The organism is Limnohabitans sp. 2KL-3 (assembly GCF_001269405.1).
In the GTDB taxonomy this organism is placed as follows: Bacteria; Pseudomonadota; Gammaproteobacteria; order Burkholderiales; family Burkholderiaceae_C; genus Limnohabitans_A.
Genome location: NZ_CXON01000022.1, coordinates 49,388 through 66,043 on the forward strand (window position 1 = coordinate 49,388; position 16,656 = coordinate 66,043).

General features: G+C 56.4%; 13 protein-coding genes and 1 tRNA gene. 10 read left to right on the forward strand and 4 right to left on the reverse strand.

Annotated features, from left to right (window positions below; genetic code table 11):
• Positions 1–5: 5 nt before the first annotated feature.
• The 10 genes from AMM41_RS18910 (at position 6) to AMM41_RS18955 (ending at position 13,510) form a co-directional block, all read left to right on the forward strand.
• On the forward strand, positions 6–1,646 hold the full coding sequence (locus tag AMM41_RS18910) for an ATP-binding SpoIIE family protein phosphatase (RefSeq protein ID WP_194944873.1): 1,641 nt from the start codon (positions 6–8) through the stop codon (positions 1,644–1,646).
• A 353-nt stretch (positions 1,647–1,999) separates the two neighbouring features.
• Complete coding sequence (locus AMM41_RS18915; RefSeq protein ID WP_158273284.1) at positions 2,000–4,012, forward strand: SLBB domain-containing protein; 2,013 nt, start codon at positions 2,000–2,002, stop codon at positions 4,010–4,012.
• Complete coding sequence (locus tag AMM41_RS18920; RefSeq protein WP_089963055.1) at positions 4,013–5,275, forward strand: Wzz/FepE/Etk N-terminal domain-containing protein; 1,263 nt, start codon at positions 4,013–4,015, stop codon at positions 5,273–5,275.
• An 11-nt stretch (positions 5,276–5,286) separates the two neighbouring features.
• Complete coding sequence (locus AMM41_RS18925; RefSeq protein WP_158273285.1) at positions 5,287–6,543, forward strand: lipopolysaccharide biosynthesis protein; 1,257 nt, start codon at positions 5,287–5,289, stop codon at positions 6,541–6,543.
• Between the two features lie 3 nt (positions 6,544–6,546).
• Entirely contained in the window at positions 6,547–7,875 is a 1,329-nt protein-coding gene (locus AMM41_RS18930; RefSeq protein ID WP_089963061.1) for a hypothetical protein, read from the forward strand.
• A 32-nt stretch (positions 7,876–7,907) separates the two neighbouring features.
• Positions 7,908–8,438, forward strand: coding sequence for a hypothetical protein (locus AMM41_RS18935; protein WP_089963063.1), 531 nt, complete (start codon positions 7,908–7,910; stop codon positions 8,436–8,438).
• 116 nt (positions 8,439–8,554) lie between these two features.
• Positions 8,555–9,659, forward strand: a protein-coding gene (prfB, locus tag AMM41_RS18940) for a peptide chain release factor 2 (RefSeq protein WP_108379363.1) whose coding sequence is annotated in 2 segments (ribosomal slippage) — positions 8,555–8,635 and positions 8,637–9,659 — 1,104 coding nt in all. Because the reading frame shifts where the segments join, the coding sequence is not laid out codon by codon here.
• 33 nt (positions 9,660–9,692) lie between these two features.
• Positions 9,693–12,398 carry an aminopeptidase N gene (pepN, locus tag AMM41_RS18945; RefSeq protein WP_089963066.1) on the forward strand — a complete coding sequence of 902 codons (2,706 nt, stop codon included), beginning with the start codon at positions 9,693–9,695 and terminating at the stop codon, positions 12,396–12,398.
• A gap of 15 nt (positions 12,399–12,413) precedes the next feature.
• Positions 12,414–13,421, forward strand: a complete 1,008-nt coding sequence (locus AMM41_RS18950; RefSeq protein WP_089963069.1) for a class 1 fructose-bisphosphatase — start codon at positions 12,414–12,416, stop codon at positions 13,419–13,421.
• Between the two features lie 13 nt (positions 13,422–13,434).
• A tRNA-Thr gene (locus tag AMM41_RS18955) sits at positions 13,435–13,510 on the forward strand.
• Between the two features lie 71 nt (positions 13,511–13,581).
• On the opposite strand, the gene AMM41_RS18960 is transcribed toward AMM41_RS18955, so the two are convergent.
• From AMM41_RS18960 to istA, 4 genes are all read right to left on the reverse strand, one after another.
• The gene (locus tag AMM41_RS18960) at positions 13,582–13,902 is read right to left on the reverse strand and encodes a BrnA antitoxin family protein (RefSeq protein WP_089963071.1); all 321 of its coding nucleotides are present in this window, start codon (positions 13,900–13,902) and stop codon (positions 13,582–13,584) included.
• The gene (locus tag AMM41_RS18965; protein WP_089963074.1) at positions 13,883–14,161 is read right to left on the reverse strand and encodes a BrnT family toxin; all 279 of its coding nucleotides are present in this window, start codon (positions 14,159–14,161) and stop codon (positions 13,883–13,885) included. Before AMM41_RS18965 ends, AMM41_RS18960 begins: the two co-directional genes overlap by 20 nt.
• Positions 14,162–14,411: 250 nt before the next feature.
• Positions 14,412–15,203: an IS21-like element helper ATPase IstB gene (istB, locus tag AMM41_RS18970; protein ID WP_089963077.1), complete on the reverse strand. Its 792-nt coding sequence runs from the start codon at positions 15,201–15,203 to the stop codon at positions 14,412–14,414.
• A gap of 20 nt (positions 15,204–15,223) precedes the next feature.
• The coding region (gene istA / locus AMM41_RS18975) for an IS21 family transposase (RefSeq protein ID WP_089963079.1) at positions 15,224–16,656 on the reverse strand (1,433 nt) is incomplete at its 5' end.

Sequence of the window (16,656 nt, forward strand, 5' to 3'; positions counted from 1 at the left end):
TGCTGATGGTTGACGATGACGCCGTCATGCGTCATCTTGTCAAAACATGGCTAAAGGGCCACGCACACTGTCTGGCCGTGAACAGCCCCAACCAGGCCCTTGAGGCTCTGAACGGCAAGCACTGGGATATTTTTTTTGTAGACCTGAATTTAGGCAGCCACCATCCAGATGGCGGTGGACTGAGTTTGGTCGAGGCTGCGCACCGCCTGCACCCCCAAGCCGCCTGCGTCTTGATGACCGCACACGGAAAACAGGAAGAGTTTTCCAGTGCCGTCAATCTCGGCGTCGATCAAATCCTGATCAAACCCTTTTTAAAACAAACTTTCTTTGCCACGCTCAAAAGATTGCAAGACATTCGGCAAACGCGCGAAGCACTCAAGGCCGCTCAAATCTTGCTGGAACAGCAAAACGAAGAACTCCAAACACGCCGTCTACACGAGCAAAAACTGGCCACATTGGCCCAAAAATACCTTCTTTTTTCTTTGCCCCAAGAAAGCATTCCTGGGCTGAAAATTCACGCCGCATCACAAGCACAAGACGGTGCCAGTGGGGACTTGGTCGATGTGGTCGCAACGCAGCGCGGTGTTTGTCTGGTCAGCGGTGACGTGATGGGCAAGGGTTTGGGTGCTGCCATTGTTTCTGCTGGAATCAAAATCAGCCTCTCCCAACTCAGACCCCTGCAATACATGGCCAGCCCCATGCAGGTGCTCCAACAGCTCAGAGAAAAAGTCACGCCCATGCTCAAAGAGAGTGAAAGTCTCTTGACTTTGAGCTTGGCGGACATCGATACCCAGCAAGGCCTGCTCGAATGGGTCGATTGCGGCGCACCACATCTGCTGCTGCAAAGAGCCTGTGATGGGCACATATTGTTCATTGCGGGCCACATGATGCCCTTGGGCATTGCGACAGAAACCATCACCAGTTGCTCGGTGCCCGTGTTGCAAGATGACCGCTTGCTGCTGGTCTCGGATGGCATTCTTGACGCTTGGGGACTGCCCTTGGCTCAAGAAGCCTACCAAAAAATAGCGCAGATCATGGCCCTTTATCCAATGGGGCAAGAAGCACCATTGGTCAATGCGCTGGTCAAGCAACCCTGCGCAAGCACAGGGGTCGCTGACGATCGTTCATGCATTGCCTTGCACTACACCGCTCCGAATCCACTTTCCAGAGCAGTCCATTCAAAGCAGTTCAAAGCCGAAATGCAGGTTTTACCGGACATCCGCGCCTGGGTTGAAGACATCGTTTCTCCATGTCTGTCCCATTGTGAAGAAGCAAGCAGCGTGCACTGGAAACAGCACATGACATTGGGACTGTCAGAGACCGCAAGCAATGTCATTGGACATGCTTGTCAGGCAGCACAGACCCACGCCACACCGATCCATTTGCTGGTCATCCTGGATCGCCACGGACTTTGGCTTGAATGGCATTACCAAGGCCAGGCGTTCAAACCTGCCGAACGGGAATCAAGAACATTGCCTGAACCCGACTTGCTGGCGCAATCAGGTTATGGACTGTCCATCATTGATGCGGTTTTTGAACACGTCCACTACTTCACCAGCATCCCGCACGGCCAATCCATCGTCACCTACAAACCTTGGCCCCAAGAACCATCGATTCAGATTCATCCCACTGGGGTGACACCATGACACCGTTTTTTTTAAACCCTATGGCACCTCCATCACGCGCTGAAAATGCAGGCCACAAGCGATGGATGCACTCCGTCCTTGCCTGCTTTTTCTTAAGCACCTTGCTGTGTGTGCCGGAGTCATTCGCCCAAGAATACAAGGCCCCGTCCATCACTGAGCTTTATGGCAGCCCTAAGCCACAAAACGCCAACACGAGCACAGAAGCCCCACAGGACAGCAGCTCATCACAACGGCAGGAAAGACCCGGCAGTCTTTATCCCAGTTTGCGTGCCAACAACCTGTCCACAAGGGTGGTGGTCGAATCAGCGCCCCAATCACGTCCCCCTGAAAAAGCATCACCCTTGAAATCGGACATGTCCGATTTTGAAATACTCGTTCAACAAAGTCTGGGCATCACCCTGCCTGTCTTTGCAGACCATCTTTTTCAAAGCCCAAACGCCTCGTTCAACATCGGCGATCAAGTCAATGTCCCCGCTGACTTCGTCATTGGTCCTGGCGATGACATCATTGTTCGGGCTTGGGGCTCGGTTGAACTGGAATACGCCGTCACTGTTGACCGCAGGGGCAGTGTTTTCATTCCCAAAGTGGGCAGCATTCAGTTGTCTGGTCTCACATACAAAGAACTGCAACCCGTTTTAAATCAAGCGATGTCACGGGTTTACAAAAGCTTTGAGCTGTCTGTGACCATGGGCAGCTTGCGCAGCATCAGCCTTTATGTGACCGGATTTGCACGCAAACCTGGAACCTACCAAGTCAATTCACTGTCATCACTGATCAGTGCGCTGTTCGTCACCGGGGGACCCGCTGCCAACGGCAACCTGAGAAACATTGAACTGCGCAGAGGCAATGAAAAAATTGCCGAATTCGATTTGTATGATTTTTTGCTCAACGGCAACCGCAGTGCCGACATGCGCTTGCAAAACGAAGACGTCATCCACATCCCCCCCATGCAGGGCCAAGTGGCCATTGCAGGCAGCGTGCGCAACTCGGCCATCTACCAATACAAAGCAGGGATGACGCTGGCTCAGCTGTTGAGCATCAGCGGGGGAACCACGTCAACAGCAGATGGTTTGCGCATCAAACTCGAACGCATTGCCAAACCTGCAGACAAAAAGACCCCGACACCAAAAGCCAGCCGTTTGATTGAGGAGTTGGACTTTGGCAAAGAGGCCATGCAAACCGTTTTGCGCGATGGCGATCTGGTGGTGCTGGTGCCTGTCTCGCCACAATTCAACAACGCGGTGACCCTCAAGGGACAAGTGGCCCTGCCTTTGCGGCATGCATGGCGAGAGGGCTTGCGCATCTCGGACATTATTCCCGATGTGAACGCGCTGATTTCACCCGCCTACTGGATTGAAAAGAACAGTCAAAACAAGATTGCATCTTTTTTGACAGATCCCGCCAACATCAAAATTGAACCCAGATTTCCCGAGATCAATTGGGAATATGCAGTGATTGAAAGGGTTCTGAACCCTTCACTTCAAATGACCTTGATACCCTTTGAATTGGGCAAGGTCGTCTTTAACCGAGACCCTCAACACAATTTGGTGCTGCAACCCGGTGACACGATCACCGTTTTCTCTCGCAACGACTTTCGAGGCCCCATTGAGCAAAGCACTCGCGTGGTCAAGATCGAAGGTGAAGTTCGCAGGCCTGGCATGTACACCGTCCAAGCAGGAGACACACTGTCAACGCTCTTGGAAAAAGCAGGCGGCGTCACGCGCTTGGGTTATCTCTACGGCGCACAGTTGTTTCGAGAATCGGTCAGACAACAACAACAACGCCGCACAGAAGATGCCATCAACGCCATGGAGCGTGATTTCGCCAAATTCCTGATTGAACGCAGCCGCGAAACCGTTGCAACGGGCGAGACCGAAACCGTTTCAGCGGAAAAAAATGCCGTCCAGTCCTTCTTGGATAACCTGCGCAAACTCAAGCCAGAAGGCCGAATGATTTTGGAGCTCAACAGCCAAACTCGGCATCCAGATCAGCTGCCCAAAATTCGACTCGAAAACAACGACAGTTTTTTCATTCCCGCTGTTCCTGAAACCGTGGAAGTGATGGGCTCGGTCATGGCCGAACGTTCATTCCTTTGGCAGAAAAACAGAGATGCCGAGGACTACATCCAAATGGCCGGAGGGCGTCGAAGTTCCGCCAGAAGCACAACCGCCATCGTGATTCGTCCAGATGGCACCCTCGTTGCAGCCGATCAACTCGGGTCTGAAGACATCGCCCCGGGTGACACGATCTGGGTCGAAGAAAACACCGAAGCGGTCAGCTGGATACGACGCGTCAAGGACATCTCACAAATCGTCTACCAACTGGGCATGGGCATTGCAGGCATTCGCATTGTCAAAGGGCTGTAAATGAAACCCAGCCGCCCCCTGCCCAAGCACAGAGAGGTGTCTTCAAGACCGCCCTCTGCAAGCTCGGACACCTACAGCCTCATGCCCGTGCTCTTGCCGCTGGTGCAAGCGAAATGGTGGGTGATGGGAGTGCCCTTGGTGGTCTCGGTTCTGGTCCTGTTGCACGGGATATTTTCAACCCAGTATTTCAAGGCATCGACCCGGGTTCTTCCGCCTCAATACAACCAAAACACCATCAGCCGCGGCCTGATTGCGATGGGAGGAGAGAGTGCCTTGGGCAATTCAGCGCTCAACCTGAAAAACCCGACCGATCTTTTTGTGGGCATTTTGCGCAGCCGCACCATTTTGGATGGTGTGATTCAAAACCATGATTTGCTCAAGCACTACGAAGCCAAGGACATGGACACGGCCCGGCAATTGCTTGAGTCACGCACCGACATCAATTCGGGCAAAGATGGCATTGTGGAGATTTCGGTGGAAGACTCTGACCCGGTCAGAGCGGCACAACTGGCCAATGCCTACGTCCTGGAACTTCAAACCTTTTCCAGTGATTTGGCCAAAAAAGAAGGTGGCAGGCGAAGCGACTTTTTCAACAACGCGCTGAGCAAAGCCCGGCAAAGCCTCAACGAAGCAGATGAACAACTGAGAAGAACCGAAAAGCGAACAGGTTTTACACGCCTTCGCGGCCAAGATGAAGCCATCTTGAGCACCGCACGAGATTTGCGCAATCAAATTGCCAACAAGGAAGTTCAACTGAGGACCTTGCTCAGTTATGCCACCGACGACAACCCCGACGTTCGACTCTTGCGCAGCGAACTGGGCAACCTGAAACAAAAAGTGCAAGAAGCCACCAGCGAAATACCGGGCTCTGCATCCAAACCCAACAGTCAAGGCGCGTTTGTCCCTCTGTCAAAGGCACCCGATGCCTTGATGGAGCACAGTCAACGCAAGCGCGATGTGGAGTATTGGGAAAACATTGTGACCATCTTGGGGCAATACACCGAGCTGGGCAAGATGGATGAAACGCGGGATTTTTCCTTGTTTCAGGTGCTCGACATCGCCATCAGCCCCCAAAACAAATCGCGGCCACGCATCAAAGTCAACGTCATCCTTTCCGGGGTCGGCTCCACCATGCTGACCATCATGTTCATTTGGGCTCGTGCCTACGTGAGACAACGCAGAAATGCGAGCTCCAAATTTGCCGACCAATTCGTCATTCTTAAAAATGAATTGTTCAAAAACCCTTTGAAGCGCCCCGAATGAGGACATTGCCCATGCCCTCCACCTTGCTGCGCAATGCCTATGCCTTGTACGCCCTTCAGCTGGCCAACTACATCATTCCACTGCTGACATTGCCTTTTTTGGTTCGGTCTTTGGGCGCTGAAGCCTTTGGCTGGTTGGCCTGGAGTGCCGCTGTTAATTTTTATTTTGTTTTGCTGGTGGATGCGGGCATGAACACACATGCCGCGAAAGAGCTTGCCAAACTGGACCCTCAAAACAAAGCAGAAAACAGACACGCTGCAGGTGCCGTGGTGGTGCATGTCACGGCCCTGAAATGGCTTTTGCTTTTTGCAAGCGCCTTGGTGATGCTGACCTGCACCGCCCTGATCACCTCCTGGCATGCCCAATGGCCCTTGTTCGCCTGGTGCTTCATGACGGTGGTCGGATCGGCGGTGTTTCCCACATGGTTGTTTCAGGGCTTGCAAATCATGCACAACACCTTGTTTTTTGGTTTGGCTGGACGTGTGTTGGCGACTTGCGGCATTTTTCTGTTGGTGGATGGGCCCCAAGACCTGTTGTGGGCCGCCGCACTCCAAAGCAGTGCCACCTTTTTGTCAGGCCTCATGGCCTTGCCCACCATTTTGGCCCTTCCCTGCTTGGCATGGTCCAGGCCCCATTGGGCAGGCATCTGTGATGTCGCCCGAAAAAGTCGCCACTTGGCCATCACCGATTACACATTGACGGCGCTGGCCAACAGCACCGTTTTTTTGATGGGTATGGTGTTTTCAAAAGAAGTGGTGGGCATGTATGCCGCCATAGAAAAAACAATACGCGCCGCAGCCAGCATGTTTTCTCCATTGATTCAAGCCGCGCAACCGCGCTGGGTTCAAGCTTGGCATCGACAAGGGCAAATCTTTCAGCCACAACGACTGCACAGCTGGACTGTTGTATTTCTATTGTTGGCCTTGGTAGGCGCGGTCACTGCACATGCTTTTGCTGAATGGGGTTTGGCCCTTTTGTTCAATGAGGCAACCGCCTCGCACGCTGATTGGGCCAAAATTTTGTCATTTTGGTTGCCCTTCAACGTTGCCAATGCCATGCTGAGCGCGTGGTGGTGGGTGGCCTCAGGCAGAGAAAAACAGCTAGCCAAAAGGGTGTTGCCCGGCGCAGTGCTGCAAGCGACTGTTTTTGCATGGGCACTCCACACAACCCACACCGAATTGGCCTTGTGGGCCTGGGTCACTTGTGAAGCATTCATGACTTTGTTGCTCACGCATCGCAGTGGTCTGGTGTCCAAACATCACGGCTAAGTCATGACTTCGGCTGACCGCATGCCTGCACGCCAAGCCAGGCTTGGCCCTGTGATGAATCACCCAGGCTTGACCTCACCCGTTCAAGACATGAACTGGCACAGCTGGACGGCCAATGATGGTGTTCAGGCCTTGGCATTGCTTGCACTGTTGAGTTATTGCGTGACAGCCGCCATCACCGGTCCATTCAGGTGGGCGGTTGGACTCGTGGGGCTGACACCCATCATTTACTTTCCACAGATCTTGATGCTCGGCTCCACATTGGCCGTGGTCGTCTGGGAATCCCGCCAAGGATTGCAACCGCTTCGCGCCATGACGCTGTTGGTCATTTCATATTCTATTTTGGTGGGTTTGTTTCATACACCGGTTTACCAAGTTCTTTTTGGCATTTACACCTTGCTGCCATTTTGGTTTGGTTTGTCATGCTCTGAAATCATTTTCAGACACTGGCATCTTGTTTTCAAAACGTCTGTTTGGCTTTGGCTTGTGGTCGTCACTGGCGTTATTTTGAACTACTGGATCGCTTATCCATGGGAAGGTTTCGGTTACTCGGTGGGTGACCTCGACGTCGTCAGCTCCCGTGAATGGGAAAACATTGGCGGTGGCAAACGATTGGCTGGATTTTCAAGGGCTTCATTTGATGCCGCCTTACAGACCTTGCTGTTGGGCGTCATTGTGGTCATGGGCACACGCTGGGTGTGGCTGCGCCTTTTAATTTGGAGCATCACATTTTTAACCATTTACATGACCACGAGCAAAGGCGTTTACAACATGTTTGCAATATTGTCGCCCGTGGTCATATTGGGTCAAAAAATACCTTCCTCTGCCATTCGATGGTGGCCTTTGGCGCTGGGTTTGGTGGCTCTGCTGTTGCCAATGACACCCTTGTTCATGGATGTGAATTTTTACATCCGAGATCAAGAGTTGGCGAATTTGACATTTTCATTTTGGGACCGCTTGAATGACATGTGGCCCAACGCTTGGAAGCTGTTGGAAAACCAAGGCAGTTCACTTTGGGGACGGGGATTAGGCGGTATTGGTACTCCTCAAACTTATTTCGAATTCAATCGATTCAATGCAGCAGACAATATATTTGTTTATTGGTTTGTTATTTTTGGATGGGTGGCGCTGCCTGGTTTTTTACTGTTGCTGTTGAGATCACTCCGACTTAATCCCTGGCGAGACCCAGTTGAAGCTGCTGCTTACTGTCTATTGCTGGCGACTTTGATTTATGGGATCACGGCCAATGTGGTTGAGAGTGGTTTTTTTGCCATTGCTGCCGGCATGGCAGTTCGCTACTTATTTCATGAAACGGAGGAACTCAAAATATAAAAATAAATTCATCCAAAAAATCAGGGACCTTTATGAAAAATAAATTAAAAAACTGTTTTCTTTTAATATCTTCAACCATTTTTTTCTCCATCACAAGTCAAGCCATTGCATCAGAAACATATTGCCCCTCCTTTTTGAGCGTGCAAGGTGCACCCGAGCCGACCCATCGGGGTGAATTCACCTTTTCACCTCATACCCATCACTGGAGTCGCAGTCCGGAACACAAAAATGTGGTGCTGTTTGCAGTTGATCAACCATTACCCGGGGATCGCTTTTGCGGTGTGAGTTTTTTCAGCAACTCATTTGGACAGCCCACTGTCTACCTTTACGGTGGCCGTCAATTCAACAACGTCTTTGGCGTACCAGCCCTTTTTGTCAAACTGACGGCAGGCTTGATGTACGGCTATGTGGCACCTTACGAAGACAAAGTTCCATTGAACCGAAATGGTTTCTCACCCGCCGTGATCCCTGCACTGGGCTACAAATTGAATGAGCACGATTCGGTTCAAATGAAAGTGCTGGGCACTGCTGGTCTGATGTTTTCTTACGGTAGACGCTTTTAAAACCACAAGCCCCCAAAAGTTGGCACCTGGCCAAGCCAGACCCCGAAGAACTTGCCACAGGCGCAAGGTCGAACTCATGAGAAAATGCCCGGTTTACCGAACCGGAGCATTTCCCCATGGACGCAGAACGCATCAACCAGATTGGCACCACCCTCAGCGACCTGAGCGCCCGGACCCAAGAGTTACGGGGGTATCTTTGACTACGATGCCAAATCTGAACGGCTGAGAACCGTCAACGCATCACTCGAAGATCCCGCGGTCTGGAATGACCCCAAAAAAGCCCAAGAGCTGGGCAAAGAGAAAAAAGCCCTGGACGGTGTGGTGGTCACCATCACCAACCTGACCAGCGAGTTGTCTGACAACCTTGAGCTCTTTGAGATGAGCAAGGAAGAAGGCGACGACGATGGCTTGATGACCATCGAGGCGGAAACCGCCAAGTTGACCCAACTTGTCGAAGACCTCGAATTTCGCCGCATGTTCCGGCACGAGGCCGATCCGCTCAACTGCTTTGTCGACATCCAGGCGGGCGCGGGTGGTACAGAGGCCTGCGACTGGGCCAGCATGTTGCTGCGCCAGTACCTCAAATACGCCGAACGCAAGGGCTTCAAGGCCACCGTGGAAGACGAAACCCCGGGCGACACCGCAGGCATCAAGGGCGCAACCATCAAGATCGAAGGCGAATACGCCTTTGGCCTGCTGCGCACCGAAACCGGCGTGCACCGCTTGGTCCGCAAGAGCCCCTTCGACTCGTCGGGTGGCCGCCACACGTCTTTCGCCTCGCTGTTTGTGTACCCCGAGATCGACGACTCGATCGAGATCAACATCAACCCGTCGGATGTGCGCACCGACACCTTCCGTGCCAGCGGCGCGGGCGGTCAGCACATCAACAAGACCGACTCGGCCGTGCGATTGACGCACATCCCCACGGGCATTGTGGTGCAGTGCCAAGACGGCCGCAGCCAGCACAGCAACCGCGATGTGGCTTGGCAACGTCTGCGTTCACGCTTGTATGACTTTGAAATGCGCAAACGCATGGAAGAGCAGCAAAAGCTGGAAGACACCAAGACCGATGTGGGCTGGGGTCACCAGATCCGCAGCTACGTGCTCGACAACAGCCGCATCAAGGATTTGCGCACCAACGTCGAAATTTCGGCCACCCAAAAAGTGCTTGATGGCGACCTCGATGCGTTCATCGAAGCCTCACTGAAACAAGGCCTCTGAGCTGCTCAGACCTCAAACAAAACGGAGTTAGTGATGCGTGAAGGACAACCCACCGCGATCCAGCGCGAGGCGTACACCGCCCCAGCTTTTTGGATCGATACCGTCGATCTGACCTTTGATCTGGACCCGACCAAAACCCGCGTGCTGAACAAAATGCGCCTGCGCCGCAATCCGGATGTGGCTGCACAAGCACTGCGTCTGGACGGCGAAGACCTGAATTTGGCCCGCGTGTTGGTCAATGGCGGTGGCACCTCATTCAAGATGGACGGCCATCAGTTGGTACTGGAAAACCTGCCCGAAGGTACGGACGCCTTCGATCTGGAAATCTTCACCACCTGCAACCCCGAGAAGAACACCCAGCTGATGGGCTTGTACGTCAGCCAGGGCACCTTCTTCACGCAATGCGAGGCCGAGGGCTTTCGCCGCATCACCTACTTCCTGGACCGCCCGGACGTGATGGCCAGCTACACCGTCATGCTGCGTGCCGACAAGGCCAAGTACCCGGTGCTGCTGAGCAACGGCAACCTGGTCGAGCAAGGCGCCTTGGACGACGGTCGCCACTTTGCCAAGTGGGTTGACCCGCACAAAAAACCTTGCTACCTTTTTGCCTTGGTGGCCGGTCAGTTGGTCGCACGCGAGCAACGCATCACCAGCCGCAGCGGCACCGAGCATCTGCTGCAGGTGTTCGTGCGCCCCGGCGACCTAGACAAGACTGAACACGCGATGAACTCGCTCATGGCCAGCGTGGCCTGGGACGAAGCCCGCTTTGGCCTGCCGCTCGATCTGGAGCGCTTCATGATCGTTGCCACCAGCGACTTCAACATGGGCGCGATGGAAAACAAGGGCCTGAACATCTTCAACACCAAGTTCGTGCTGGCCAACCCAAACACCGCCACCGACATGGATTTCGGCAACATCGAAAGCGTTGTTGGCCACGAGTACTTCCACAACTGGACGGGCAACCGCATCACCTGCCGCGACTGGTTCCAGCTCTCGCTCAAAGAAGGCCTCACTGTCTTCCGCGACCAAGAGTTCAGCCAAGACATGGCGGGCGAGGCCAGTGCCCGCGCCGTCAAACGCATCGAAGACGTGCGGGTCTTGCGCACCGTGCAGTTTGCCGAAGACGCAGGCCCCATGGCCCACCCCGTGCGCCCCGACAGCTATGTCGAGATCAACAACTTCTACACCGTCACCATCTACGAAAAAGGTTCTGAAGTCGTTCGCATGATGCAGACCCTGGTGGCCACGCCCAACGACCTGCAAGGCCGCGATGGTTTTGCCAAGGGCATGAAGCTTTACTTTGAGCGCCACGATGGCCAAGCCGTGACCTGCGACGACTTTGCGCAAGCCATTGCCGACGCCAACCCCGGCTCGGCCCTGACGCAAAACCTGAGCACCTTCAAGCGCTGGTACAGCCAGGCGGGCACCCCGCGTCTGCAAGCGCGTGGTGTCTACAACGCGGCCGAGCGCAGCTACACCCTCACACTTGCTCAAAGCTGCCCCGCCACGCCCGACCAAGCCAGCAAACAGCCCTTCGTGATCCCGGTCACGCTGGGCCTGCTTTCAAGCGATGGCCAAGCCCTGTCCTTGCAACAAGCTGGCAGCGCCGACGTCTTGCCCCAGCAAACCCTGGTGCTGACCGAAGCCAGCGCCAGCTACACCTTTGTCAACATCGACAGCGAACCCGTGCCCTCGCTGCTGCGCGGTTTCAGCGCCCCGGTGGTGCTCCAAGATGGCCTGAGCACGGCCGACCTGCTTTGCCTGCTGGCTCACGACAGCGACCCCTTCAACCAATGGGAAGCCGGTCAACGCCTGATGCTGCAAAGCGCTGTGCAAGCGCTGACGCAGGCCGAGGCTTCAGGCCCCGTCCTTTCGGATGAGCTGGTCGCTGCGCTGCGCAACGTGCTGCGCCACCCTGGTTTGGATGCCGCCTTCAAAGACCTGGCCCTCACGCTGCCGTCCGAGAACTACATCGCGGACCAACTGAGCGTGGTGGACCCACAACGCGTGCACGCCCTGCGCGAAGCCATGCGACTGCAACTGGCCACCGCCTTGCAAACCGACTGGCAATGGGCTTGGGACACTCACAAGCACAACGGTGCCTACTCGCCTGACGCCCAATCCAGCGGCCGCCGCGCCCTGTCGGGTCTGGCCATGGGCATGCTGTGCATCGCCGCCGTTCAGTCGGGCGACGACGTGACGCCCGGCCGCGTGTACCAGCAATTCAAGGACGCGGGCAACATGACCGACCGCTTCAACGCGCTGTCGGCCCTGGTGATCAGCGGCCATCCACTGGCACAAGACGCATTGGCCTTGTTCCACAAAATGTTCCAGCACGAAGCCTTGGTCATCGACAAATGGTTTGCCCTCCAAGCCGGTGCACCTGACCGCGCGGGCGACGTGCTGCCGCGTGTGCGCCAGCTCATGCAACATGCCGACTTCAGCCTGCGCAACCCCAACCGCGCCCGCAGCCTGATCTTCAGCTACTGCAGCGCCAACCCGGCGGCCTTTCACCGTGCCGACGCCGCAGGCTATGTGTATTGGAGCGAGCAAGTGCTGGCCTTGGATGCCATCAACCCGCAAGTGGCCGCCCGCCTGGCCCGCGCCATGGACCGCTGGAGCCGCATGACCGAGCCCTACCGCAGCGCGGCCAAAGTGGCCATCGAACGCGTGGCTGCCAAAGCCGACCTCAGCAACGATGTGCGCGAAGTCATCAGCCGGGCGCTGAGCAGCACCTGAACCCAAGGACCGAACATGAGCCCCAAAATCTCCCTCTCCCGCTACCTGGTCGAACAGCAACGCGACAAAGGCCACATTCCGGCTGACCTGCGCCTGCTGCTCGAAGTGGTGGCCCGTGCCTGCAAAAGCATCAGCCACGCCGTCAACAAAGGTGCGCTGGGCGGTGTGCTCGGCAGCGCCGACAGCGAAAACGTCCAAGGCGAAGTCCAGAAAAAACTCGACATCATCGCCAACGAAGTGCTGCTCGAAGCCAACGAATGGGGCGGACACCTCGCCGCCATGGCCTCTGAAGAAATGGACAGCATCTACCTGGTGCCCAACCGTTACCCACAGGGCGAATATCTCTTGCTGTTTGATCCCCTCGATGGCTCGTCCAACATCGACGTCAACGTCAGCATCGGCACTATTTTCAGCGTCCTCAAAAAGCCCGAAGGCAGCCAGGGCGTGACCGAGCAGGACTTCTTGCAGCCCGGCCAGCAGCAAGTGGCCGCAGGCTATTGCGTCTATGGCCCACAAACCACACTGGTGCTCACCGTGGGTGACGGTGTGGCCATGTTCACCCTGGACCGCGAGCAAGGCTCCTTTGTGCTCACACAAGAAAACCTGCGAGTGCCTGCCGACACCAAAGAGTTCGCCATCAACATGAGCAATATGCGCCACTGGGACGAGCCCGTGCGCCGCTACATCGACGAATGCCTGCAAGGCAAGGAAGGCCCACGCGGCAAGGACTTCAACATGCGCTGGATCGCCAGCATGGTGGCCGATGTGCACCGCATCCTGACCCGTGGCGGCGTGTTCATGTACCCCTGGGACAAGCGCGAACCGCACAAACCCGGCAAGCTGCGCCTGATGTACGAAGCCAACCCCATGAGCTGGCTGATCGAACAAGCCGGTGGCGCCGCCACCAACGGCCAACAGCGCATTCTCGACCTGCAGCCAACCCAATTGCACGAACGCGTGAGCGTGGTGTTGGGCTCCAAAAACGAAGTTGAACGCCTGACCAGCTACCACGCGCAGGTATAATTTTTGAAGGTCAGCCGGTGTAGCTCAGTCGGTAGAGCAGCTCATTCGTAATGAGAAGGTCGGGTGTTCGATTCATCTCTCCGGCACCAGTCAACATGAGGGTCAGCAGATCAAGGTCTGCTGACCCTTTTTTTGTACCCAACCCTCGGTCAACGAGGCTTTACGCTTTGGTCAAGCCATGAGCGACAGCTTCGCGCAATGCAGCATTGATGCGGGTTTGCCAGCCTTGCCCTGTAGCCTTGAAGGCTTCGAGCACATCGGCGTCTATCCGCATGTTCAGCGTGGGACGCTTCACTGCAGCGGCTGGCCGGCCGCGCCCCCGCTTGAGCGTAGCTTGTTGCCAATAGGCGGCCACTGCTGCCGCATCATTGGGGTCATAGGGACCATCGGCCGCACCATGTGCAATCGGTGCATCCTGCAAAGCCTCTCGCTTGACGCGATCCCAATCCGTCCCGGTGGGTTTAATCCGTGTTTTGGGCATAAAGCGTCCTTTCTTGTTTGGATGCGCGCCGCAGCGATATGGCTCGCACCACGTCTGGATCACGCAGCACATAGACAAGCACCAAGACCACGCCAGCCACTTCCACCATGGCCACATCCATCCAACGAGCCTCATCAGCTCGAATGCTCTCAATCGTCAGTTTGTTGACCGCATTAAAAACCAGCGGCGCGTCTGACAACGAAAGTCCGTGCTTCAGGATGTTGGCCGCGTCCTTGCGGGGATCAAACGTGAATTGCATGAATAGATTTATTGTATGGGCATCAATTAAATATTACAAGCGCGAGGCACTTTGCACCCGCACCCAAGACGCATGCACGACGCCATGTGTTGATGCACAGCTCACCAGGCTCTTGGCGCGAGCCTGACGGCCCCCATCATGTGACAGACGCACGGTGTCACTTTTCGGCATAAAGGAGCCAGCTGTTTTCGGCATATAGGAGCCAGCTGCAAGCGCTCAAACTGACATCTTTCGGGTTTGGATTTTGCCCTTATTTGGCGTCTTTTTGTGGGTTTGAATTCTTGCTTTTTGTCACCGCCGTGGTCGGCATTTGGCGCGGCGTCCGGTACGACTGCCCATCCAGCGTCAAGCAGTAAGCGTTGTGCCTGAGCCGGTCCAACGTGGCCGAGGCCAGCAGCGGGTTGCTAGGGAAGGCCTGATCCCACTCACTGAAGTCCAGATTGCTGGTGATGATGGTCGCCGTGCGCTCGTAGCGCTCGGCAATCAGCTCGTGCAAGTCCTCATCCGCTGGTGACCTCAGGGGCTTGAGTCCAAAGTCATCAATGATCAGCACCGGGATGCGGCTGAGCGATTGCAGTTTGCGCTCATAGGCGTTGGTCGCCCGCGCCGCGTGCAGCGTCTGCGTCAGGGCCGAGCAACTGGTGAACAGCACATCCGTGCCCTGGCGCACCGCGCAGTGACCCAGCGCCTGAGCCAAGTGGCTTTTGCCGGTGCCGCTGGGCCCCACGATCAGCACGGGCGAGCACTCGCGCACGTAGCGCCCCGTGGCCAGATCGTGCACCAGGGCCCGGTTGAGTTGAGGCAGCCGCTCAAAGTCAAACTGCTCCAGCGTCTTGGTGGACCTGAATTGGGCTTTGCGCAAGCGCATGCCAAAGCTGTTTTGCTCACGGCGGGCGACCTCATCACCCATCAAGATGGCCAAGAACTCGGTGTAGGCCAACTTGGACTCGATGGCCTGGCGGTTTCGTGCCTCCAGCGAGTCCAGGATGCCAGACAGGCGCAGCTGCTTCAAATGGGGAACCAGTTCGGGGATAGGGTTCATGGGATGCTCTCCTTTGGGGGTTAATGCAGCAGGTCTTGCTGCGGGTGGTGGGAATTGGTGTGGGAATGGGTGCGGGCATCAGGGTCGGCAAACAGGCTGGCGGCATCACGCACAAACCGGGTCTTGGTGTAGACCGCAGCGGTGCTGGTCTGGGGCATCGGCAGCTGATCGGCGTTGGTGCTCAGGATGGTCTTGACGGTGCGGTAATAAGGACTGCCGTGGGCCATGGCGCGGTGGCAGGCCGCCTCCAATCGGCTGTGCCCATAGGTCTTGGTCAAGCCGATAACGCCTTGTGCGGCGCGCAAGCGCTCCACAATCTTGTCGCTGAGCAACCAGTCGATGACCTGCTGGCAGTGGGGTCCGACCTCGCTGGCTTGCTCGTCCAGCCACTGGCGGTCACGGCCAAAGAACCACTGCGCCTGGGGTGGCAAGTGGTCGGGGGTGGTCACGCGCTGGCCCTTGCGCTGTCCGCGCGGGTGGGTGGCCACCAGCACATGGCCCTCATACAGGGCCACACAACCGTCGTTGGCGCGCAGCCACAGCGCCTTGCCCACCAGGGCAAACGGGGCCGAATACATCACATGCTCGAACTTGACGTGGCAGTCCCGGTGCGGGGTGACGGGGTGCCAAACCCCCAAGTCCGGTACTTGCGCAGGCAGGGGTTTCAAAAACGGCTGCTCCAGCGCAAACAGCGCCAGGGGCTGCTGGCGTGTGGTGCCGTGGGTACGCAGTCCCGCCTCGTGCAGCACCCAGGTCTTGGCCTGGGCGTTCAGCTCGGCCAGGTCGCGGAACTCACGGGTGGCCAGGAAGTTGCCTTTGACGTACTTGACGCCCGACTCGACGATGCCCTTCTTCTGCGGGTCATGGGGCGGGCACGGGTCAATCTTGAAATCATAGCCTTCGGCGCACTCGGCATAAGAGCGCTGGACCTGGGGGTCAAAGCGGCAGGCCTTGATGATGGCGCACTTGGCGTTGTCGATGATGACGCGCTCGGGCACCCCGTTGAACCACTCAAAGGCGCGGCGGTGGCAGCCCAGCCAAGTGGACACGGTCTGATCCCAGACGAACTCCAAGTACTGGTGGCGGGAGTGGCACAGCGTCATGACGAAGGCCCAAGTGCGGCGCATTTGGCCATCGGGGTGCTTCAGGAATGGGCCAGCGCCAAAGTCGACCTGGGCGGCCTCGCCGGGCTTGAAGGACAGGCGCACAGTCAGATCGGTGCGGGGCAGCTCCTGTGCGATGTCCTGCATGAGGCGATAGACGGACGAGTAGCTGCCTTGAAACTGGTGCTCGCGCACGAGGGCGGCGTGGATGGCTTTGCCCTCAACGCCAGCGGCCATCCAGCGGGTGACCGCCTCGCGCCAGGGCTGGGCTTTGGAGACGGTGCTGGCGGCGCGCTTGGGTTTTGGGGCCAGGCTTTTGGCGATGGTGGGCACATCGGGCAGTGGCGCGG

What these genes read in the sequence shown, in the direction of transcription:
- AMM41_RS18960 (WP_089963071.1), bottom strand. Translation starts at nt 13,902, where the DNA reads ATGCCCAAAACACGGATTAAACCCACCGGGACGGATTGGGATCGCGTC.
- AMM41_RS18910 (WP_194944873.1), top strand. Translation starts at nt 6, where the DNA reads ATGGTTGACGATGACGCCGTCATGCGTCATCTTGTCAAAACATGGCTA.
- AMM41_RS18930 (WP_089963061.1), top strand. Translation starts at nt 6,547, where the DNA reads ATGACTTCGGCTGACCGCATGCCTGCACGCCAAGCCAGGCTTGGCCCT.
- istB (WP_089963077.1), bottom strand. Translation starts at nt 15,203, where the DNA reads ATGAACCCTATCCCCGAACTGGTTCCCCATTTGAAGCAGCTGCGCCTG.
- AMM41_RS18965 (WP_089963074.1), bottom strand. Translation starts at nt 14,161, where the DNA reads ATGCAATTCACGTTTGATCCCCGCAAGGACGCGGCCAACATCCTGAAG.
- AMM41_RS18950 (WP_089963069.1), top strand. Translation starts at nt 12,414, where the DNA reads ATGAGCCCCAAAATCTCCCTCTCCCGCTACCTGGTCGAACAGCAACGC.
- AMM41_RS18915 (WP_158273284.1), top strand. Translation starts at nt 2,000, where the DNA reads ATGTCCGATTTTGAAATACTCGTTCAACAAAGTCTGGGCATCACCCTG.
- pepN (WP_089963066.1), top strand. Translation starts at nt 9,693, where the DNA reads ATGCGTGAAGGACAACCCACCGCGATCCAGCGCGAGGCGTACACCGCC.
- AMM41_RS18935 (WP_089963063.1), top strand. Translation starts at nt 7,908, where the DNA reads ATGAAAAATAAATTAAAAAACTGTTTTCTTTTAATATCTTCAACCATT.
- AMM41_RS18920 (WP_089963055.1), top strand. Translation starts at nt 4,013, where the DNA reads ATGAAACCCAGCCGCCCCCTGCCCAAGCACAGAGAGGTGTCTTCAAGA.
- AMM41_RS18925 (WP_158273285.1), top strand. Translation starts at nt 5,287, where the DNA reads ATGCCCTCCACCTTGCTGCGCAATGCCTATGCCTTGTACGCCCTTCAG.